We start from the raw sequence: 21,463 nt of genomic DNA, 5'->3' as shown, positions 1-21,463 counted from the left end.
ATGCGTGACAGGAAGCAGGCTCACCGCGAAGGCGACGGAGGTCGCCACGAGGAGTAGAGCAATGAGCACACACAAGGGCAAGGTGATCAGCGGCATCACGATCTCGGCCGACGGGTACTCGGCCGGGCTCAACCAGACCGAGGAACGCCCGTTCGGCGACGACGGCGGCGACGGCTGGGGCGACAAGCTGCACGCCTGGTACTCCGACACTCCCGACGAGAACAAGGCCGAGATCGCCGAGAACATGGATGCCAAGGCATTCATCATGGGGCGCAACATGTTCGGCCCGGTGCGTGGCGAGTGGGACCGGGACTGGAACGGCTGGTGGGGCGAGGATCCGCCGTACCACTCCCCGGTCTTCGTCCTCACGAACCACCCGCGCGATCCGCAGCCGATGGCCGGCGGTACGACGTACCACTTCGTCACCGACGGGATCGAGTCGGCACTGGCCCGGGCACGCGAGGCGGCCGGCGACGGTAATGTCGCGATCATCGGCGGCGCGACCACCATCAACCAGTTCCTCGCCGCCGGCCTGATCGACGAACTGCGGCTGCACGTCGTGCCGATGACGCTCGGCGCCGGGACGCGGCTGTTCGAGGGCGTCCCGCCGCTGAAACTCGAGCAGGTGAAGTCGCGGGCAGCGAGCCTGGTCACGCACCTGACCTACCGCGTGCTGCGCTGAGGGCGTTGCTGGACGGTCTCCCGGATGGCTTGGATCAGTGCGGTGGTGGCGGGCGGGTCCGGCGGCTCGCCGTACGTGGCGGCGTAGATCTGACGGCGGAAGTTGGTCAGTTCGGTGGTGTGGACATCGGGCAGGCGGTGGGCTTCGAGCGCTAGGCCCGGCAGGGTCGTGACGCCTACGCCGGCCGCGACGAGAGCTTGTACGACGACCATGTCGTCGCTGAGTGAGGCGAACCGTGGGGTGAAACCATCCTCCCGGCACACGGTGACCACCTCTTCCTGGCACCGCGCGCAACCGCCGATCCAGGCCGAGTCGCGATGGTTCGCGATGCTGTCGTCGGGTCGCTGGCTGACGAGGTAGATCGAGTCTTCGCCGAGGTGGACCAGGCGGAACCCGTCCTCCTCGACCGGGCCGTGGGCGTACCGGAAGATGAGGGCGACGTCGATCTCGCCGTGCCGCAGCATCTCCAGCGCTTCGACCGGGTGACGCTCGATCAGGCTCAGCTCGAGTCCCGGGTACGCCTGGGTCAGCGTGGGGACAGCCCTCGGCACGATCGTGCTCAGCACCGACGAATTGGCAGCCAGGCGAACCCGCCCGGTCTGTAACCCGACCTGGGCCGCCAGCTCGTTGGTCGCCGCGTCGACACGGCCGATGATCTCGGCGGCCCGGTTGGCCAGCAGTTGCCCCTCCGGCGTCAACCGGATCCCACGACCGACGCGCTGAACGAGCTTCACGCCGGTGACCGATTCCAGGCGCGACAGGTGATGACTGATCGACGGTTGCGAATAGTGCAGCTCTCGTGCCGCTTCAGTCACTGACCCGTGGCGCGCCACCGCGGCCAGAACATTCAGATGGACGAGGTTGAGCATAGATCAAAGATATCAATGTGATTTTCAAGAATTGGCATTAGACGTCATCTATTTGCCGATCCATGCTGATTTTCAGGATCCCGCGGCCGCCCAGTGAGGAGAGACAGATGAGCAAGCTCAGCTCCGACGGTCAGGCGACACTGGACAAGGGCCTCCTCTTCGGTGCCGCCGCCTACGGGATCTGGGGACTGTTTCCCCTCTACTGGCGGCTGCTCGACAATGTCGGCGCGGTCGAGGCGCTCGCCCATCGCTTCGTGTGGGCGCTCGTGATCTGCGTAGTGCTACTGCGGATCCGTCCCCGCGCCGGCTGGTGGCGCGAGCTCAGGCAGCGGCCCGAAGCACTACGGTTCCTCGCCGTGGCCGCGGTGGTCATCGCCTTCAACTGGTACCTCTATATCTGGGGCGTCCACCACGCACGGGTGGTGGAGACGTCGCTCGGATACTTCATCAGCCCGCTCGTCACGGTCATGCTCGGGGTATTGCTGTTTCGCGAGCGGCTGCGGCGGCCGCAGTGGCTGGCGATCTGCCTCGCCGTGGCGGCGGTGGCGTGGCTGACGTTCGACTACGGCCGCGTGCCGTGGGTGGCGATCGGGTTGGCGCTCACCTTCGCGACGTACGGCGTACTGAAGAAGAAGGCGGCGACCGGGGCGGTCGAGAGCCTCGCTGTCGAGGCGACGATCATCATGCCGTTCACGCTGGGCTATCTGGTCTGGCTCGATCTGGTCGGCCGGGCCGCGTTCGTGCACGCCGGTTGGTCGACCACCCTGCTTCTGATCGCCGCCGGCCCGGCGACAGCGATCCCTCTCCTCTTCTTCGCCGGGGCGGCCACGCGAATCCCCCTGACCTACCTCGGCTTGCTGCAGTACCTCACCCCGTCGATCCAGTTCCTCCTCGGCATCTTCGTCTTCCACGAGCCGATGCCCCCCGCACGCCTCGCCGGCTTCGTCCTCATCTGGACCGCCTTGGCCATCTTCTCCGGCGAAACCCTCCACCACCTGCGCAAGCTCCGCCGCCAGGCCCGTCGGCTCACTGCAGAGCCCCCGCCGCCCGCAGAACCTCCCCGCGCCGAGCAACGACGAAGCACAGCCCCGCCAGCACGAGCGTGACAGGGCCGAGCATGCCTGGGGCTGGCCGGGTCTGAATGGCTGAAGGGCCTGTGGATTCGGGACCTAGAGCCCTGACGTCGCAGGCTCCCGGAAGCGAGAGTCGACACATGCGCACCGACCACCCCGAATCACGGACCGTTCCCGAGCAGCCGACCGCCGTACTCCGCGCGACCCTGCGTCGAGATCAGGTGGCTGGATGGTTCCGCCCCGCCATCGACGCGGTCGCGGAGTACCTACGCCTGCATGGCATCGCACCCTGCGGCTTCCCGTTCGCCCGCTACCACCTCCGGCCGGACGGAGTCTTCGAGGTTGAAGCGGGTCTGCCGATCGCTGTCCGGATCGCCGGCGACACCCACATCCGACCGTCGAGCCTGCCCGGTGGGCATGTGGTCGTGGCCTGGCACGTCGGCCCGTACGAGCAGCTGGCAGCTGCGTACGCCGCGATCGACACCTGGCTCAAGGCTGAGCACGGCGCCCGCACCGGCGACGCATGGGAGGTCTACCACGACCTGCCGAACCGCGACCCGCGGCACTGGCGGACCGAGGTGATGCAGCCGTTCAGCCTCGAGAACGCCGAACGCGACCTGACGCTGACCATGTCCGGCCGGCAGGCCTGAGAATGCGCGTCGGCCACGTTCCATCAGGGCCGCCACGACACGAGGCGCCGTTATCCGTCGGCCTGTGGGCATTGACCATGCGCCAGGAGCATTCTGAGAAGACCCGGACGGAGGATCGAGGAGAGCAATGAATGCCAGTCGCGCCGACCTCGTCGGCTCACATTCTGCCGGTCGGTCGGCCGCGACGTCCCGGTCGCCGTGGGCGATGCTTGCCATGGCGACCCTCGGTTTTGCGCTCAACTTCTGGGCCTGGGCGTTGCTCAGCCCGCTCGGACCGCTCTTCCGGACCGAGGGGACCCTCGGCAGGCTGACCGAGTCCGACGTTGCGCTGCTGGTGGCGGTGCCCGTCCTGGTCGGGTCCCTCGGCCGGATCCCGGTCGGCGCGCTGACCGATCGGTTCGGCGGCCGCATCATGTTCCCGCTGGTCTCCGCCGCGACCGTCGTACCGATCCTGTTCATCGGCGTCTTCGCCCTGGATTCGTACGCCGCGCTCCTGGTCGGCGGCTTCTTTCTCGGCATCGGTGGCACCACGTTCGCCGTCGGAGTGCCGTTCGTGAACGCCTGGTTCCCGCCGGAACGAAGGGGCCTCGCGGTCGGAATCTTCGGCGCCGGCATGGGCGGTACGGCGATCAGCGCCCTGACCACTGTGAAGCTCTACAGCGACGTCGGCCACCGGGTTCCGTTCCTCATCACCGCGGTTGCCCTCGTCGTCTACGCCGTGGCCGCCTGGCTGGTACTGCGGGACGCGCCCGGCCGCAAGCCCGCCCAGGGATCGTTGCTGAGCCGACTGGTCGCGAATGCCAAACTGCCGATCAGCTGGCAGGCGTGCATCCTGTACGCCGTGGCCTTCGGCGGGTACGTCGCCTTCTCGGTCTACCTGCCGTCGTACCTCAAGACCGCGTACGACCTCAGTGCCGCCGACGCGGCCAACCGGATGGCCGGCTTCGTCGCGGTCGCCGTCCTGATGCGGCCGATCGGTGGCTGGCTGTCGGACAATTTCGGGCCGATCCCCGTACTCGCCACCTGCTACGCGGTCGTCGTCGCGGGCGCGGCGGTGGCCTCCACCACCCCGTTGCTCGAGTACGTCGGCACGATCGCCTTCCTGTCCATGGCAGCCGCGCTCGGCGGCGGCAGCGGAGCCACTTTCGCACTCGTTGCCAAGGTCACCGATCCGGCCCGGGTCGGCGGCGTGACCGGGCTGGTCGGTGCGGCCGGTGGGCTCGGCGGATTCGTGCCCCCGCTGATCATGGGCTATGTCTACGGCCGCACCGACTCGTACGGGATCGGGCTGATGTTGCTGTCCGTCACCGCAGCCTTGACGCTGGTGCTGACTGTGACGATCGTGAGAAAGACCGCGAACCAGAGAACCCGTCCGGAGCAGTCGACCAGCGAGGAAGCTGCATGAGCACTGGGGCTCGTCCAGAACATGGCCAACCGGGACTGGACGGAGGGCTGACCGAGGCCCTGGTCCGGACTCGCCGCTACTTCACCAGGTCCGAGGTGTCCGACGACCTGCGCACCCTGCACAAGACCGGCGGCCGCGGGGCCGACGACTTCTACCGCGACCGCTGGAGCCACGACAAGGTGGTCCGCTCGACCCACGGCGTGAACTGCACCGGTTCGTGCTCGTGGAAGGTATACGTCAAGGACGGCATCATCACCTGGGAGACCCAGCAGACCGACTATCCGTCCGTCGGTCCCGACAAGCCTGAGTACGAGCCCCGCGGCTGCCCGCGCGGCGCGGCCTTCTCCTGGTACACCTACTCCCCCACCCGCATCCGCTACCCCTACGTCCGTGGCGTGCTCCTGCAGATGTACCGCGAGGCCAAGGAACAGCACGGCGACCCGGTGGCCGCGTGGGCTCACATCGTCGACAACCCTGCGCGCGCCCGGCAGTACAAGTCCGCCCGCGGCAAGGGCGGCCTGATCCGTGCGACCTGGGAGGAGGCCACCGAACTCATCGCCGCCGCGTACGTGCACACGCTGAAGAAGTGGGGTCCGGACCGGATCGCCGGGTTCTCCCCGATCCCCGCGATGTCGATGGTCTCGCATGCCTCCGGAGCCCGGTTCACCTCGCTGATCGGCGGCACGATGCTGTCGTTCTACGACTGGTACGCCGACCTTCCGGTGGCCTCCCCACAGGTGTTCGGCGACCAGACCGACGTACCGGAGTCCGGGGACTGGTGGGACGCCGGGTACCTGATCATGTGGGGCTCGAACCTGCCGGTGACGCGGACGCCGGACGCACACTGGATGGCCGAGGCGCGGTACCGCGGGCAGAAGGTGATCGCGGTGTCGCCGGACTACGCCGACAACGTGAAGTTCGCCGACGAGTGGTTGCCTGCGGCACCTGGTACGGACGGCGCGCTGGCGATGGCGATGGGCCACGTGATCCTGAAGGAGTTCTTCGTCGACCGGGAGACGCCGTACTTCACCGCCTACGCGAAGGCCTACACGGATCTCCCCTACCTGGTCCGCCTCGACGATGTCGGCGGCACCTACCGGCCCGGCAAGTTCCTCACCGCGGCCGATCTCCCGGGCACCACCGAAGACAACGCCGATTTCAAGACCGTGGTGCTGGATTCGGTCACCGATCAGCCCGTCGTACCGAACGGGTCGCTCGGTCACCGCTTCGGGGAATCCGGTCAGGGCAAGTGGAACTTGGACCTGGGGTCGGTCGATCCGATGCTGTCACTGGCCGGCGGAGAGACCGTGGAGCTCCGGCTGCCACGCTTCGACACCGGCGATGGCTCGGCGGGAGACCTGCTGCGCGGTGTCCCGGTACGACGAGTGGGCGGCCACCTGGTCACGACCGTCTACGACTTGATGCTCGCCCAGTACGGCGTCGCCCGCCCCGGACTGCCAGGCGACTGGCCGGACTCGTACGACGACGACGCGCCGTACACACCGGCCTGGCAGGAGCGCATCACCGGGGTCCCGGCGGCAGCCGCTGCCCGGATCGCCCGGGAGTTCGCGCAGAACGCCGAAGACTCACGTGGCCGCTCGATGATCGTGATGGGTGCGGGCACCAACCACTGGTTCCACTCCGACACGATCTATCGCGCCTTCCTCGCGTTGACCACCCTGACCGGCTGCCAGGGTGTCAACGGTGGCGGTTGGGCTCATTACGTCGGTCAGGAGAAGTGCCGGCCGATCACCGGCTGGGCCCAGCTCGCGTTCGGGCTGGACTGGTCGCGACCGCCGCGGCAGATGATCCAGACGGCGTACTGGTACCTGCACACCGATCAGTTCCGTTACGACCCGTTCGGCGCGGACACGTTGGCGGCGACGCAAGGACAGGGACAGCTGGCCGGGAAGTCAACGGCCGATCTCATCGCGCTCAGCGCCCGGCTCGGCTGGATGCCGTCGTACCCGACCTTCGATCGCAATCCGCACGACCTGGCCGACGACGCTCGGGCAGCGGGACGTCCGGTCGCCGAGCACGTGGTCGACCAGCTCAAGTCCGGCAACCTCCGGTTCGCCTGCGAGGACCCGGACTCCCCCGAGAACTTCCCGCGGATCCTCTCGGTCTGGCGGGCCAACCTGCTCGGATCCTCGGCCAAGGGCAACGAGTACTTCCTCGAGCACCTGCTCGGCGCAGGCTCCTCATTGCGGGCCGCTGAGGGCGCCCGTCCGCGCGAAGTCGAGTGGCACGACGAAGCGCCGCGGGGAAAGCTCGATCTCCTGCTCACACTGGACTTCCGGCAGACCAGTACGACGCTGTTCTCGGACGTCGTCCTGCCGGCGGCGACGTGGTACGAGAAGCACGACCTCAACACCACCGACATGCACCCGTTCATCCACTCCTTCAACCCCGCCATCGCGCCGCCCTGGCAGACCCGCACCGACTGGGACGCCTGGCAGACGATCGCGGAGAAGTTCAGTGAGCTCGCCGCCGAGCATCTCGGGGTACGTCGCGACGTCGTCGCCGTACCGCTGCTGCACGACACGCCCGACGAACTGGCGAACCCGCACGGCATCGTCCGCGACTGGAAGGCGGGTGAGTGCGAACCAGTGCCTGGCGTGACAATGCCCAAGCTGGTCGAGGTCGAACGGGACTACGGCGCCGTCGCGGCCAAGATGTCGGCGCTCGGACCGCTGATGGACAAACTCGGCGCGACGACCAAGGGCGTCACCTACGACGTGACCGAGTCGGTCGACTACCTGCGGGCGAAGAACGGCGCCGTCCGCGGCGGGCCGGCCGACGGCCGCCCGTCGCTGAAGCGCGACGTCCACGCCTGCGAGGCGATCCTGGCGCTGTCCGGTACGACGAACGGCCGCCTCGCGACCGAGGGATTCAAGACCCTCGAGACCCGGGTCGGCAAGTCTCTCCATGACCTGGCCGCGGAGAACGAGGGCAAGCGGATCACGTTCGCCGACACGCAGGCCGCCCCGGTGCCGGTCATCACCTCACCGGAGTGGTCGGGCTCGGAATCCGGCGGCCGGCGGTACTCGCCGTTCACCATCAACGTCGAACGGCTCAAGCCCTGGCACACGCTGACCGGCCGGCAGCACTTCTTCCTCGACCACGACTGGATCGCCGAACTCGGCGAGAACCTGCCGGTCTACCGGCCACCGCTGGACATGGGCGCACTGTTCGCCGAACCGGAGATCGGCTCGGTCACCGAGCACGGAGTGACGGTTCGCTACCTGACCCCGCACAGCAAGTGGTCGATCCACTCGGAGTACCAGGACAACCTGTTCATGTTGTCGCTGTCCCGCGGCGGCCAGACGATCTGGATGAGTGACAAGGACGCGGCCAAGGTCGGGATCGCGGACAACGACTGGATCGAGGCGGTCAACCGCAACGGGGTCGTGGTGGCACGGGCGATCGTGTCGCACCGGATGCCCGAGGGCACGGTCTACATGCACCACGCGCAGGACCGGTTGATCGACGTACCGATCGCCGAGACCTCGAAGAAGCGCGGCGGCATCCACAACTCGCTGACCCGGCTGCTGATCAAGCCGACCCACCTGATCGGCGGCTACGCCCAACTGTCCTTCGCGTTCAACTACCTCGGCCCGACCGGGAACCAGCGCGACGAGGTGACCGTGATCCGGCGCCGCGCTCAGGAAGTTCAGTACTGATGCCCCGGAGCGGAGCGACACAATGAAACTGATGGCGCAGATGGCGATGGTGATGAACCTCGACAAGTGCATCGGCTGTCACACCTGCTCGGTGACCTGCAAGCAGGCGTGGACGAACCGGAGCGGGACCGAGTACGTCTGGTTCAACAACGTCGAGACCCGGCCCGGTCAGGGGTATCCGCGGACGTACGAGGACCAGGAGACCTGGAAGGGCGGCTGGACGCTCAACCGGCGCGGCCGGCTCACGCTCAAGGCGGGCGGCCGGCTGAAGAAGCTGCTGACCATCTTCTCGAATCCGAAGATGCCGTCGATCCAGGACTACTACGAGCCTTGGACCTACGACTACGCCACTCTCACCGACGCTCCCGCCCAGCAGCACACGCCGGTCGCCCGGCCGAAGTCGCTGATCTCGGGCCAGAACATGAAGGTGTCCTGGTCGGCCAACTGGGACGACGACCTCGGCGGTTCCGCGGCGACGGCCGAGCGCGACCCCGTGCTCCGGAAAGTCGGCGACAAGGTCAAGTTCGAGTTCGAACAGACCTTCATGTTCTACCTGCCGCGGATCTGCGAACACTGCCTGAATCCGTCCTGCGCAGCCTCGTGCCCGAGCGGCGCGATCTACAAGCGGACCGAGGACGGCATCGTGCTGGTCGACCAGGATCGCTGCCGGGGCTGGCGGATGTGCATCTCCGGCTGCCCGTACAAGAAGGTGTACTTCAACCACCGCACCGGCAAGGCCGAGAAGTGCACCTTCTGCTTCCCGCGCGTCGAGGTCGGCCTGCCGACCGTCTGCTCGGAAACCTGTGTGGGCCGGCTGCGCTACATCGGTCTGATGCTGTACGACGCCGACAAGGTCCTGGCCGCCGCGTCGACGCCGGACGAGCACGGGTTGTACGAGGCACAGCGCGACGTCTTCCTCGATCCGTCCGACCCCGATGTACGACGGGAAGCCGAGCGGGCCGGGATTCCGCATGACTGGATCGAGGCGGCTCAACGATCGCCGGTGTACGCGTTGATCAACCGCTTCAAGGTTGCTCTGCCGCTGCATCCGGAGTACCGGACCCTGCCGATGGTCTGGTACATCCCGCCGCTGTCTCCGGTCGTGGACGTGGTCAAGGAGACCGGCGAGGACGCGGAGAAACGGGAGAACCTGTTCGCCGCCATCGACGCGCTGCGCATCCCGATCGAATACCTGGCCGAGCTGTTCACCGCGGGCGACGTACGGCCGGTCGACCTGGTCCTGCGCAAGCTCGCGGCGATGCGCTCGTACATGCGGGACATCAATCTGGGCCGTGATCCCGACGGTGCGATCCCGCTGACCGTCGACATGACGGAGGAAGAGCTCTACGACATGTATCGGCTGCTCGCGATCGCCAAGTACGACGAGCGGTATGTGATCCCGGCAGCGCATGCGGAGGAGGCGCATGCGCTGGAAGAGTTGGCGTGCTCGCTCGACTACGAGGGTGGGCCGGGGATGGGCGGATCCGGGCCGTTCGGCGAGGGCTCCGGCGTACCGACGCCGATCGCGGTCGAGAACTTCCAGATGCTGAAGGACCGGCAGACCAGCGACCGCGTGAACCTGCTGAACTGGGACGGCAAGGGCAGACCGGACGGATTGTTCCCGCCGAAGGACGGTGGCCAATGACCAGACACCCGGATCCGAAGCTGCCGGCGCATCAGTTGACGATCGCTTGGCAGGCCGCGTCGTTGCTGCTCGATTACCCCGACGGCGGACTGGTCTCACGACTGCGGCTCATCCACCAGGCAGCAGCGGAACTCCCTTCACCTGTTGGCGATCCGCTGCGCTCCACTGCCCACGCCCTGGCGTCGGAGGATCTGTCCGCGCTTCAGCAGATGTACGTCGACACCTTCGACAATCGGCGGCGGCACAACCTCTATCTGACCTACTTCGCACACGGGGACACCCGACGTCGTGGGGTCGCGCTGCTCCGCTTCAAGCAGACCTACCTCCGATCCGGCTTCGTGCTGGACGAATCGGAGCTGCCGGACCACCTCTGCGTGGTGCTGGAGTACGGCGCGACGGTTGATCAACGACTGGGGTGGCGCCTGTTGCTCGACCATCGTGCCGGACTCGAGCTGTTGCGGCTGGCTCTCGCGGAGGCCGGGTCCGCTTGGCACGGCGCCGTACAGGCTGTCACTGCGACGCTGCCGCCGCTCGGCGGTGACGAACTCGCCGCCATCGACCGCCTCGCCGCCGAAGGCCCACCACAGGAGGAGGTCGGACTCACGCCGTACACCACACCGGCCTTCGATCCGGCGACCCAGCCGTTGCCGATGCCAACGTTCCCGGGAGCGCGCCGATGAACGAGTTCCTGTGGGTGGTCGTTCCGTACGTCTGCCTGACGGTCTTCGTGGTCGGGCACATCTGGCGGTACCGGTACGACAAGTTCGGCTGGACCACCCGGTCCTCGCAGCTCTACGAGGACCGGCTGTTGCGCTGGGGCAGCCCACTGTTCCACTTCGGCATCCTGGCTGTGTTCCTCGGCCATGTGATGGGGCTCGGCATACCGAAGTCCTGGACCGAGGCGGTCGGCATCTCCGAAGGGGTCTACCACTTCCTCGCTGTCTCGATCGGCGCGATCGCCGGCTTCGGCACGGTGGTCGGCCTGGCCATCCTGATCTACCGCCGGCGTACCGTCGGGCCGGTCTTCTCCGCCACCACGCGGATGGACAAGGTGATGTACCTGTTCCTGGCCACGGTGATCCTGCTCGGGCTGGTCAACACCGTGGTGGCGAACATCGTCGGGCACTACGACTATCGGGAGGGTGTGTCGGTCTGGTTCCGCGGCATCTTCCGGTTCGATCTGCATCCGGAGCTGATGGCTGAAGCGCCGCTGACCTTCCAGTTGCACGGCCTGGTCGCCATCCTCCTCTTCGCTCTCTGGCCGTTCACCCGGCTCGTCCACGTCTTCAGCGCACCCATCGGTTACCTCACCCGGCCGTACATCGTCTACCGGAGCCGCGACGAGCGGATCGCCAGTCACTCTCCACGCTGTGGCTGGGACACCCCTGACAAGTAGGCCCTCGGTCCTGACCCGCCGGGACTTCGTCCCCTGGGGCACCGGCTCCAGCTGAGATTGCATGGTGGTACGGCGCTCAGGAAGGCACCCGAGATGAACACCACCACCCAGCACCAGCTCACGGTCACCATCACGGCCGGTGAGGTGCTTCGGCCCGTCCATCCGACTCTCGAGGGCATGTCGCGGCCGGAATGCCTGACCTTGCTCCAGACCGGCGACATCGGCCGGATCGCCTACCGGGCGGCCGATCAGCTCATCGTGGTTCCGGTGACGTTCAGCCTGTACGACGAACTGATCGTGTTCCGAACCGCCGAGGACTCCGCGATCGCGCAGTACGCGCTGGAGCCGGTCGCGTTCGAGGTGGACCGGATCGACGAGGGCATGCACGAGGGCTGGAGCGTTCTGGTCAACGGCACGGTTCGGCCGGCCACCGACGAGGAGGCGGCCGAGGTGCGCGGGCGGGTGGAACCGTGGGCCGGCGGCACCCGCGACGCGTGCATGGTGATCGAGCCCGCTCAGATCAGCGGCCGACGGCTTCGTGCCTGGTGACCGGCACCGCAAGGTCGGGACCTTGTGCCCTGGCCGGGCGGCGTACCGAGAGGAAGGGTGGACGGCGATGCACACTCACCATGGCTCACTGCGGCCGGCGCTTCTGCCGCTCGACGGCGTAGACGGCCGCCTCGGTCCGGCGCTCCAGACCGAGTTTGCGGAGCAGGCCGGAGACGTAGTTCTTCACGGTCTTCTCGGCCAGGAACATGCTTTGGGCGATCTGCCGGTTGGTCTTGCCCACCGCGATCTCCGCCAGGATCCTGCGCTCCTGCTCGGTCAGCGATTTGTAGCGGGGGTCTTCCTCGTCCTCGGCCGGATGCCGCAGCCGCTCCAGCACCGCCGCCGTCATAGCCGGGTCGAGCAGGGACTCCCCTGCCGCCAGCCGACGGACCGCGCCGACCAGGTCGGTGCCGCTGACCTGCTTGAGCAGGTAGCCGGCCGCCCCCGCCATGATCGCCGTGAACAGCGCGTCGTCGTCGGAGAACGAGGTGAGCATCAGGCACGCGGGCGGATCGTCCATCGCGGACCGGACCTCCCGGCAGACCGTGATGCCGTCACCGTCGGGCAGCCGGACGTCCAGGATCGCGACATCCGGCCGCAGCGCCGGGATTCGGGCCACCGCCTGCGCTGCCGTGGCCGCGTCGCCCACCACCTCGATGTCTGGTTCACCCTCGAGCAACTGGGCCAGACCGAGCCGGACCACCTCGTGATCGTCCAGCAGAAACACCTTGATCGCCATGCTGCCTCGCTCGTGGGTCGAGTCACTCTTCAGCCCAGAGTAGTCCTGCCGCTCCCCGGGATACCGCAATGACGACTCTCGACCGTTTCGACACCGCCGGCCTCGAGATCCTCACGCCGGCGGAGTGCCTGCGCCTGCTCGGTTCGGTGCCGCTCGGGCGGCTCGTCTACACATACGGCGGGCTGCCCGTCGTACGCCTGGTCAATTTCGTCGTCGACGCTGACACCGTTGTCTTCGCCAGCGCCGACGGGGACAAGCTGCGGGCTGCCGAACGCGGTGACGTCGTCGCTTTCGAAGCGGACGCCGTCGATCCCGACAGGCATCTCGGCTGGACCGTGACGTCGGTGGGCCACTTGTCCGTCGTACCGTCCGACGAGGCGGAACAACTCGCCCGCGAGATCCGGCTCCGTTCCTGGGCACCGCTGCTGAACCCGCGCCTGATAAGGCTGGGTATCGAGTCCGTCAGCGGCCGCCGGCTTCGCCCCTGGGCTCAGCGTCCCCATGACTGAGGTTGTCCCGCGGAGCGCCGAACCCGCGCCCAGCGTGGCGTACTTGGTACCGTGAGCGGATGGGGGCATCTGAGAAGGGCGGCACCTGGGACGAAGGCACCTTGGAGTTCACCGGTCTGTCCCGAGTGCGCCTCGACGCCCTGCTGCAGGAGCTGCTCGGCCGGGTCGACGAGATCATGGACACCCAGGAGCGGCTGCGCGCGCTGCTGGACGCGGTCGTCGGCATCGGCGCGGACCTGGACCTCAACAGCACTCTCGACCGGATCGTCACCGCGGCCTGTGACCTGGTCGGCGCGCGGTACGGCGCGCTCGGCGTGGTCGGCCCGGACGGAAAGCGGCTGGTCCGCTTCATCACGCACGGCGTCACCGGCGATCAGATCGCGGCGATCGGCCCGTATCCGGAGGGTCATGGGATCCTCGGCTTGTTGATCGACCACCCCGAGCCGCTACGGCTGCACGACCTCGCCGAGCACCCTCGCTCCTTCGGTTTCCCGGCGAACCACCCTCCGATGAAGTCTTTCCTCGGCGTACCGATCCGGACCCGCGACCATGTCTACGGCAACCTGTACCTGACCGAGAAGTCCGGTGGCGCCGACTTCACCGTGGACGACGAGCGCACCATGATGGCGCTGGCCGCGGCGGCCGGTGTGGTGATCGAGAACGCCCGCCTGTACGCCGACACCGAACGCCGCCGGCGGTGGCATGAGGTGACCGCGGAGATCACTCAGCTGATGCTGGGCGAGTTCGACCCGGAGGAGGCGCTGCAGTTGATCGCCCGGCGGGCCCGTGAGGTGTCCGGCTCGCAGGTCGGCGCAGTACTGCTGAGCGAGAATGGCGAACTGGTCGTCCGTACGATCGAGGGACCCGAGCAGTTCCAGCGCTTTGTGGGAGCGCGGATCCCGGTCGACCTGCCGGTGGTCGGTGACGCCGTGACGGGTGACCAGCAGCTCGTGATCGAGGATCTCGCACAGCTGGCAAAGGAACTCGGCCGGATGTCTGACGTACCAGAGCTCGAGGGACTCGGCCGCACCATCGTCGCACCGCTGCCGGAAGGTACCGGCGGCGGCGCCGGATTACTGGTGGTCGCCGCCGAGCGCGGCGCCACGATCGGGGTCACCGAGGGAACGGACCTGATGCGGATGTTCGCCAATCAGGCCGTGCTGGCGCTGGAACGGGCGCAGGCCCAACGTGATCGGGACGTCCTTGCCGTACTGGAGGATCGCGACCGGATCGCCCGTGACCTGCATGATCTGGTCATCCAGCGTCTGTTCGCCACCGGACTGCAGTTGCAGGGCATGTACCGGATGGCACGACCAGAGCTGCGGGAGCGGCTCAGCCGGGCCGTCGACGACATCGACACCACTATCCGCGATCTGCGCGCGGCGATCTTCGAGTTGCAGCAGGAACCAGGTCAGAGGTCGCTGCGCTCTGACGTTCAGGCCCTCGTCGCCGAGTATGCCGAACCACTCGGCTTCCGGCCGACGCTCGTCTGCACCGGCCCGATCGACACAGTCGTCCCAGCCACGGTCCGGCCACAGATCCTCGCCGCTGTGCGGGAGTCCCTCTCCAACGTCGTCCGCCACGCCCAGGCCACCGAGGTGACCGTCGAGGTGATCGCCGACTCGGAGTCGGTGCTCGCCCGGATCACGGACAACGGGATCGGGATCCCGCCCGACCGCCACCGCAGCGGCCTGCGCAACCTGACCGAGCGCGCCGACTCACTCGGCGGCTCGGTGGATGTCAAGGGCAATCACCCGAACGGCACGGTCGTCGAGCTGCGTGCACCACTGAACCGCGGCTGACGCAGGCGGCGCGAGCGCCAGTCCGGCACGCGCACCGACGGGGGCGAGGCGGATCCTGAAGTCGACCACACAGCGCCCTCCTGGCTGCGCAGGACCCTCGGGCGGCTGGGCCGGGACCTTCGCCTCTGGCCGGTGTTCCCGGCACCGGCGACCCTGGACCTGAACGAGCAGCCAGGAGGCCTGTATGACTGAGCACACGATCGTCGTCGGCGTCGGCGGTGAGTCGGACTGCGAGAACGCGATCCGCTGGGCGGCCGCCGAAGCCGCCGCACGTGGCACCGGCATCCGGCTGGTGCACGCCTTCGTCTGGCCCGAGTTCCCCGTCGCGCTGGGACCGAGCGAGGTCGCGCCCGGCTTGCGCGCGCACGCCGACAAGATCGTTGCGGACTCGCTGGAGCTGGCGACCAAACTCGCACCGGAGATTCCGATCACGGCGGATCGGGTCGATGGCTTCCCCTCACCCGTCCTGCTGCGAGAATCCCGCACCGCGGACCTGATCGTGATCGGCAGCCGCCGGCTCGGCGGGGCCCTGGGTGTCCTGGTCGGCTCCACCGGAACGGATCTGGCCGCCCACGCGCACTGCCCGGTGATCGTCGTCCGCCCCGATGATGCCGTCGATCAGGGCCGCGGAGTGGTCATCGGGTACGACGGTTCGCCCGCCGCCGGTGTGGCCCTCGACTTCGGCCTCGACTACGCCCGGCGTCACCACGTCGACGCGCGAGTGGTCGCCGTACATGCCCCGAACGACGACCAACAGCGGGTCACCCAGCACGACCTGGCCCGCGCGGTTCAGTCCCGGCAGACCGGCCCGGTCGCCGAACTCATCCACGTCACCGGCAAGCCGGCCGAGGAGCTGCTCCGCTGGTCGGCCGACGCACGTCTCGTCGTGGTGGGATCCCGCGGCCGAGGCGGCTTCACCGGCATGCTGCTCGGCTCAGTCAGCCAGACCGTCCTGCGCCAGGCGCGTTGCCCGGTCGCCGTCATCCCCCGCTCGGCGGTCCAGACGTCCTAGCCTGCCGGCTGCCCAGGCGTCCTGGTCTGCTGACGACAGGACCGCCGGTGCGATGCACCGACGGTCCTGGTCTCTGTGACCCGGTCATGATCTCGTCCCGCTACTGGAACCTGGTCGTTCCCGGCGCGGGCACGGTGTCGTCGAAGGCCCAGGTCAGCTCGTTGCGGACGTCGACGACACCGTCGACCTGGCGCGTCAGGTGCTCCGCGACCGCCACCAGACTGCGGTGGTCGATCTCGCCGGCCAGCGTGACGACACCGTCGGTGACCGTCACCTCCACCGCGAACGGGTCGTCCCACAGGCCGTGCTCGATCACGTCACGGCGTACCCGGGCCAGAATCTCGTTGTCAGGCGCAACGAAAGCCTGGAGCAGGTCGGAGCGGCTGACGATGCCGGTGAGCACCTCGCCGTCGGTCACCACCAGCCGGGTGATGTCGTGCGTGAGCATCAGCCGGGCCGCCTCGTCGAGGCTCGAGCCGCCTTCGATGGTCACGGCCGGGTGGGTCATCACCTGGCCGGCCGTCAATGCTGCCGCCTTGCCCCTGGCCCGGTGGTGCCGCCACCGCAGGTACCACGGCAGCGGACGCGCCGCCCTGAACTGTTCCTTGTGCAGCAGATCCGTCTCCGACACGACGCCGACCACTGTGCCGTCCAGGCTGGTCACCGGGACCGCGCTGATGTGGTGTTCGGTGAGGGCCGTAGCCACGGCCTTGAAGGACGCGTCCGCCTGCACTGTGACCACATCCCGGGTCATCACATCGGCGACCGTCAGTTGGTGCCTCATCGCTTCTCCTTCCGGTGCCGCGCCACCACGACCGGGCAGGCAGCACACTGTGCGGCAAGCTCCGGCTCAGAGAGCCGAGCCGCAGACGACGTTCGATCTTCCTTCTCGTGGGTGTGCGTCCTGCTCACGCCGACCACCGCTGCCGGCGGAACGGCCGGACCGTGCGGAGCATCGGCCGGAGCTCTGCCGCGAGCTCCTCGCCCCAGGCGCGGGCGCGATCGAGCTCGCCCTGCTCGACCGGACCGGTCATGTCGTGGACGAAGAAGCTCGCCGGGGCCACCATCAGCTCGAAGTCGCGGTGCCGCAGTAGCTTGGCCGCCGAGCGGGCGGCGGATCCGGGCAGCCGGCGGACCTTGGTGACCCGGGTGTCGAAGGTGGCCGCCACCGTCGGAGTCGTCCGGTCTGGCAGTTCCTGCAGCCACTCCCTGATCCCCTTCTCGGGCGGCATCATGACCTGGTCCTGTTCGGCGGCCTGTGTCCTGGTGGAGCGCCGGCTCATGCTGAACGCGTGGGTCGGCCCACCGACGACCAGCAGCCGGACATCTGCAGGGATCTCGGCCGGTGCCTGGTCGGCACGGACCAACTCGGTGTTGATGACGTCGTGCAGACCGTCCCTGATGGCGAGGGCGATCTTGTGTGTGTTGCCGAACATCGACTCGAAGACGATGAGGGCTCGCGGTGTCTCGGCTGTGGACATGGTCAGCTCCTTGTCTCGGTAGGGGATCCTCATGTCAGTAGGTCGGTACGACGATGTCGCCGCGCCGGACGGGCTTCGCGAGCAACCGTTCCCGCTCGGCGACGGTCGGGTGATGGGGAACGATCGCGACCGGGCAGGTCATCGCGGCGACCGAACGACGAGCGACCGGATCGGCGATGGTCAGTGGACCCGTATGCGCACCCACCACGATCAGTCCGACCTCCCGGCTCTCGTGGACCAGGGCCGACACCGCGTCCCGGCCGGTGAGGAACCTCGTCACCCGGACCTCCGGGAACTCGCGTGTCCAGGGCGCCAGCGCCTCGGACAGGGTGTGGTCGGCGCGGCGGATCCAGGAGTGGCCGTCGTCGTCGGAGATCTTGCCCTCGCCGGCATGCAGGACGATCAGATCGCCCTCACGGTCGGCGGCCTCCCGGAACGCGAACTCCAGCGCCTCGGCCGACAACGGCGTACCGTCGATGCCGACGGCAACTTTCCGGTCGGCGGCCGACGGCCGCCACAACAGCGGAACCACGACGACCGGGCAGCCGGTCCGTCCGGCCAGGAACAGATTGCCCTGAGCGGCGAGCAGGCGCTGCGGTCCGCGCGCGCGGGTCCGGCCGACGACCAGCATCCGGGCATGCCGGGCGACCGTCGGCAGCACCCGCTGCCTGGACCCCTCCTGCGAGACCGCGTTCAACTGGAGACCGTAGCCGTACCGGTGCCGGATGTGCGCCACGGCCGCGCGCAGGCTCGCGTCGGCGAGCTCAGCCGGCGGTTTCGGCAGTTGGCCGGGCTGCATCGGCGAGTACGCCGCATGCGCGTGGTACGGCGCGGCGAGAATCACCGCGGCGCCGATCCGTAGCGCCTCCATGCAGGCGTAGTCCACGATCCGCAGGCCCTCCGCCGTGCCGTCGACCTCCACCGCGATGGGGCCGGTCCGTGCCCAGGTGCTCATGTCGTCCCTCCCGTTCTGACACTTCGAGCGTCTCAGTGGGTCGGACGGCCGCGTCAGAGCCGCCGGGCCCCAGGTCACGTGACACATGGCTGACCCCCACGGGACCTTCGGCCCGTGGGGGTCAGCCGGCCTTCGCCGTCGTCCGGATCACCGCAGCCAGGGGTAGCGCTGGACCAGATCGAACTTGCCCCACCAGCGACCCAGACCCCAGAAGTTGCCAGCAGCAACCAGAGCCAGGACCACCAGGGTGATCGCGCCGAGGATGTGGTCGTCCAGCACCGGGTTGTTCTCCGGAGGCAGAACGGCACTCCACATCAGCAGGTACAGCAGGGAGCCACTGACGGCCGCGATCCGCATCCCGATACCCAGCGTCAGCGCCAGACCGATACCGGCCAGACCGACCATGAACAACGGCGTGACCCACCAGTCACCGACCAGACCCTGGTAGAAATCCGCAAACGGACCAGACGTTCCCTTGCCCAGGAACCCAGCCGTCGGGTCACCACCATCGATCCAGCCCTTACCGGCCGGAGTGGCGTAACCCAAGCCGAAGACCTTGTCGATGAAGGCCCACAAGAAGCTCAGACCGAACGCGATCCGCAGTACAGCCAGCGCACGGCCGGCCGCCACGGTGATGACCGGGCGCCGATCACCGTCGGGTTCCGTCACAGGTGTCGCGAGGTTCTGCCGGTGCGGTGTGGTGGTCATGATCTTGTCCTCTCGTCTTACTGGTTGCCCTGATCGTCCGCCGACCGCCGGTGCTGTCGGCAGAGGCCGTGGTCACCGCCCGGGGTGCCGAACGTCCCGACCCCTCGGGACCGATGCCGCTGCCCGGGCTCAACAGATCCCGGGCATGCTGGGAGAGCGGCATCACATCGCCGCCGAGCAGGTCGAGGAGGCCCCCGATGTCGGACGTCCAGCTGTCGACAGAACAGATCGACGTACTACTCCGCGCAGCGGTCGCGGCGCCGAGCATGCACAACACGCAGCCGTGGCGGTTCGAGGTGAACGGCCATGTCATCGACGTCTACCTGGACGGATCCCGCACGCTGCCCGCGGAGGACCCGACCGGCCGGGCGATGCGAATCGCGGCCGGCACGGCGACCTTCAACCTGCGGTGCGCGGCGGCCGCGCTCGGGTACGGCACCTGGCTCGGCCTCGCTCCGGAGGCCGAGGAGCCCGATCTGCTCGCCCGGATCGTGGTGGAGCCGAGCAGCACGCCGGACCAGCAGTTGCGCGATCTCTACACCGAGATCCCGCGTCGACACACCAGCCGTGATCCGATCCGGACCGCACCGCTGGACCAGGAGACCCGGATCGACCTGGTGAGGGCCGCGCTGGCCGAAGGAGCCGAGCTCACCTGGCTGTCGGCCGAGCAGATCGAGACCGTCGTCGACATGTTCCTCGACACCGATCTGCGCGAGATCGGCGACTGGCGCCGCAGCGCGGAACGAGCCCACTGGGTGGGCGGCAACCGTTCTGACGACGGCATCCCCAGTTCCGCCCTCGGCCCTCGCGCCAGCAGCTACCGGACCGCGTTCCGCGACATGGGCACCCGGCCCGCCGATCGGACCCGGACCCAGGCCACCTTCGAGCAGCACCCGAACCTGGCCGTGCTGTCGACCGAGCACGACGAACCTGCCGACCAGGTCGCCGCCGGCATCGCGCTGGAACGCGTCCTGCTGACGGCGACTCGCGTCGGTGTCGCCGCCTCGTTCCTGAACCAGCCGCTCGAGTACGAGGACCTGCGTCAGGAGGTCCAGCGGACGACCGGCAAGGCCGGGTTCGCCGACATGGTGATCCGCTTCGGCCACGCCCGCCCGGAGGCCTCCACTCCGCGCCGTCCGATCGAGGACTTCGTCCGGCCCACTCCCCCACCGGAGTAGGCGTCTGAAGGAGGAACGATCTCTCCAGACCTGTGCGGGCGGCCGACCGACGTACTCTCGCTGTATCCGGGATTCAGGGGAGGACCGCGATGACTGGCACAAAGCACGGACGGCTGCCGAAGAAGGTCTACGAGGGTGAGCTGCTGCGGCTGCAGGCTGAGCTGGTGAAGCTGCAGGAGTGGGTCCGGGTCGAGGGTGCACGGCTCGTGGTTGTCTTCGAGGGACGCGACGCGGCCGGCAAGGGAAGCACGATCAAGCGGGTGACAGAGTTCCTCAACCCCCGGGTCGCCCGGATCGTCGCACTGCCGGCGCCGACGGAGCGGCAACAGACGCAGTGGTACTTCCAGCGGTACGTCGAGCACCTGCCGGCCGCCGGCGAGATCGTGCTGTTCGACCGCAGCTGGTACAACCGGGCCGGGGTCGAACGGGTGATGAAGTTCTGCACCAGCCAGGAGTACGCGCGGTTCCTGCACCAGTGCCCGATCTTCGAGCGACTGCTCGTCGAGGACGGCGTACTGCTGCGCAAGTACTGGTTCTCGGTCAGCGACAGCGAGCAGGAGAACCGCTTCCGCAGCCGGCTCGACGACCCGATGCGCCAATGGAAGCTCTCGCCGATGGATCTGGAGTCGATCACCCGCTGGGAGGACTACTCACGCGCGAAGGACGAAATGTTCGTCCACACCGACATCCCGGAGGCGCCCTGGTACGTCGTCGAGAGCGAGGACAAACGCGCCGCCCGCATCAACATGATCGCCCACCTGCTCTCCACCGTTCCGTACCACGAAGTGCAACGCCAGCGGCTGAAGCTCCCGGCCCGTCCGCCGTCCGGAGGATACGAACGCACCCCTCGCGACATGCAGACCCAGGTCCCCGACCACGCCGCCGGTCTCGCCCGTCGCTGACCGCTCGTGCCGCCGAGAGGCCCCGCCTGAGGTGACCTTCGGCCCTGCTCCGCGCCCCGGGTACGGCGTGCAATGGCATCAGGCGAACCGAATGAGCTGAACTGTGATGCTGATCAGAGACTTGATGACCACACCGGCGATCACCGTACTGGGCGAGACCCGGTCGGTGCGGCGCTGCACAAAGGCATCGTGAGGTGACCGGGCCGGCCGGCGATCAGGCCCGCC

The 21,463-nt window shown here is 68.1% G+C and carries 20 protein-coding genes; 14 read left to right on the top strand and 6 right to left on the bottom strand.

What is annotated here, in order from left to right:
- Window positions 1–61: 61 nt before the first annotated feature.
- Window positions 62–682, top strand: coding sequence for a dihydrofolate reductase family protein (locus ACGFIF_RS07460; RefSeq protein ID WP_393152456.1), 621 nt, complete (start codon window positions 62–64; stop codon window positions 680–682).
- Here the strand turns inward: ACGFIF_RS07460 and ACGFIF_RS07455 are convergent.
- A complete protein-coding gene (locus tag ACGFIF_RS07455; RefSeq protein ID WP_393152454.1) occupies window positions 664–1,551 on the bottom strand; it encodes a LysR family transcriptional regulator in 888 nt (295 codons plus the stop codon). The genes ACGFIF_RS07460 and ACGFIF_RS07455 overlap by 19 nt on opposite strands.
- Window positions 1,552–1,658: 107 nt before the next feature.
- Between ACGFIF_RS07455 and rarD the strand changes: the two genes are divergently transcribed.
- The 8 genes from rarD (at window position 1,659) to ACGFIF_RS07415 (ending at window position 11,952) form a co-directional block, all read left to right on the top strand.
- On the top strand, window positions 1,659–2,657 hold the full coding sequence (gene rarD / locus ACGFIF_RS07450) for an EamA family transporter RarD (protein ID WP_393152452.1): 999 nt from the start codon (window positions 1,659–1,661) through the stop codon (window positions 2,655–2,657).
- Between the two features lie 107 nt (window positions 2,658–2,764).
- On the top strand, window positions 2,765–3,274 hold the full coding sequence (locus tag ACGFIF_RS07445) for a GyrI-like domain-containing protein (protein WP_393152450.1): 510 nt from the start codon (window positions 2,765–2,767) through the stop codon (window positions 3,272–3,274).
- A gap of 127 nt (window positions 3,275–3,401) precedes the next feature.
- Entirely contained in the window at window positions 3,402–4,679 is a 1,278-nt protein-coding gene (locus ACGFIF_RS07440; protein WP_393152448.1) for an MFS transporter, read from the top strand.
- Window positions 4,676–8,362: a nitrate reductase subunit alpha gene (locus tag ACGFIF_RS07435; protein WP_393152446.1), complete on the top strand. Its 3,687-nt coding sequence runs from the start codon at window positions 4,676–4,678 to the stop codon at window positions 8,360–8,362. The genes ACGFIF_RS07440 and ACGFIF_RS07435 overlap by 4 nt, the downstream gene beginning before the upstream one ends.
- 22 nt (window positions 8,363–8,384) lie before the next feature.
- Window positions 8,385–10,007, top strand: a complete 1,623-nt coding sequence (gene narH, locus ACGFIF_RS07430) for a nitrate reductase subunit beta (RefSeq protein ID WP_393152444.1) — start codon at window positions 8,385–8,387, stop codon at window positions 10,005–10,007.
- The gene (gene narJ, locus ACGFIF_RS07425) at window positions 10,004–10,687 is read left to right on the top strand and encodes a nitrate reductase molybdenum cofactor assembly chaperone (protein ID WP_393152442.1); all 684 of its coding nucleotides are present in this window, start codon (window positions 10,004–10,006) and stop codon (window positions 10,685–10,687) included. Before narH ends, narJ begins: the two co-directional genes overlap by 4 nt.
- Entirely contained in the window at window positions 10,684–11,403 is a 720-nt protein-coding gene (narI, locus tag ACGFIF_RS07420; protein WP_393152440.1) for a respiratory nitrate reductase subunit gamma, read from the top strand. Before narJ ends, narI begins: the two co-directional genes overlap by 4 nt.
- Before the next feature lie 93 nt (window positions 11,404–11,496).
- Window positions 11,497–11,952, top strand: a complete 456-nt coding sequence (locus ACGFIF_RS07415; protein WP_393152438.1) for a pyridoxamine 5'-phosphate oxidase family protein — start codon at window positions 11,497–11,499, stop codon at window positions 11,950–11,952.
- Window positions 11,953–12,037: 85 nt separating this feature from the next.
- On the opposite strand, the gene ACGFIF_RS07410 is transcribed toward ACGFIF_RS07415, so the two are convergent.
- A complete protein-coding gene (locus ACGFIF_RS07410) occupies window positions 12,038–12,691 on the bottom strand; it encodes a response regulator (RefSeq protein WP_393152436.1) in 654 nt (217 codons plus the stop codon).
- A gap of 68 nt (window positions 12,692–12,759) precedes the next feature.
- Here ACGFIF_RS07410 and ACGFIF_RS07405 point away from each other — a divergent pair, with 68 nt between their 5' ends.
- The 3 genes from ACGFIF_RS07405 to ACGFIF_RS07395 all read left to right on the top strand — a co-directional run bounded on the left by ACGFIF_RS07405 (window position 12,760) and on the right by ACGFIF_RS07395 (window position 16,014).
- Window positions 12,760–13,200, top strand: coding sequence for a pyridoxamine 5'-phosphate oxidase family protein (locus tag ACGFIF_RS07405; RefSeq protein WP_393152434.1), 441 nt, complete (start codon window positions 12,760–12,762; stop codon window positions 13,198–13,200).
- 59 nt (window positions 13,201–13,259) lie between these two features.
- On the top strand, window positions 13,260–15,002 hold the full coding sequence (locus tag ACGFIF_RS07400; RefSeq protein WP_393152432.1) for a GAF domain-containing protein: 1,743 nt from the start codon (window positions 13,260–13,262) through the stop codon (window positions 15,000–15,002).
- Window positions 15,003–15,186: 184 nt separating this feature from the next.
- Window positions 15,187–16,014: a universal stress protein gene (locus tag ACGFIF_RS07395; RefSeq protein WP_393152430.1), complete on the top strand. Its 828-nt coding sequence runs from the start codon at window positions 15,187–15,189 to the stop codon at window positions 16,012–16,014.
- Between the two features lie 100 nt (window positions 16,015–16,114).
- Here the strand turns inward: ACGFIF_RS07395 and ACGFIF_RS07390 are convergent, their stop codons facing one another.
- The 4 genes from ACGFIF_RS07390 to ACGFIF_RS07375 form a co-directional block, all read right to left on the bottom strand.
- Complete coding sequence (locus tag ACGFIF_RS07390) at window positions 16,115–16,798, bottom strand: CBS domain-containing protein (protein ID WP_393152428.1); 684 nt, start codon at window positions 16,796–16,798, stop codon at window positions 16,115–16,117.
- Window positions 16,799–16,922: 124 nt separating this feature from the next.
- Window positions 16,923–17,495 carry a flavodoxin family protein gene (locus tag ACGFIF_RS07385; RefSeq protein ID WP_393152426.1) on the bottom strand — a complete coding sequence of 191 codons (573 nt, stop codon included), beginning with the start codon at window positions 17,493–17,495 and terminating at the stop codon, window positions 16,923–16,925.
- Between the two features lie 34 nt (window positions 17,496–17,529).
- Window positions 17,530–18,450, bottom strand: coding sequence for a universal stress protein (locus tag ACGFIF_RS07380; RefSeq protein ID WP_393152424.1), 921 nt, complete (start codon window positions 18,448–18,450; stop codon window positions 17,530–17,532).
- Window positions 18,451–18,597: 147 nt separating this feature from the next.
- Window positions 18,598–19,158 carry a hypothetical protein gene (locus ACGFIF_RS07375; protein WP_393152422.1) on the bottom strand — a complete coding sequence of 187 codons (561 nt, stop codon included), beginning with the start codon at window positions 19,156–19,158 and terminating at the stop codon, window positions 18,598–18,600.
- Window positions 19,159–19,355: 197 nt separating this feature from the next.
- Here ACGFIF_RS07375 and ACGFIF_RS07370 point away from each other — a divergent pair, with 197 nt between their 5' ends.
- The gene (locus tag ACGFIF_RS07370) at window positions 19,356–20,336 is read left to right on the top strand and encodes an Acg family FMN-binding oxidoreductase (protein ID WP_393152420.1); all 981 of its coding nucleotides are present in this window, start codon (window positions 19,356–19,358) and stop codon (window positions 20,334–20,336) included.
- 89 nt (window positions 20,337–20,425) lie between these two features.
- Entirely contained in the window at window positions 20,426–21,238 is an 813-nt protein-coding gene (gene ppk2 / locus ACGFIF_RS07365; RefSeq protein ID WP_393152418.1) for a polyphosphate kinase 2, read from the top strand.
- Window positions 21,239–21,463: the final 225 nt, after the last annotated feature.

The organism is Kribbella sp. NPDC049174, assembly GCF_043197365.1.
GTDB lineage: Bacteria > Actinomycetota > Actinomycetes > Propionibacteriales > Kribbellaceae > Kribbella.
The sequence above is the reverse complement of the archived record's forward strand: the minus strand, read 5'-3'. Positions and strand labels throughout refer to the sequence as shown.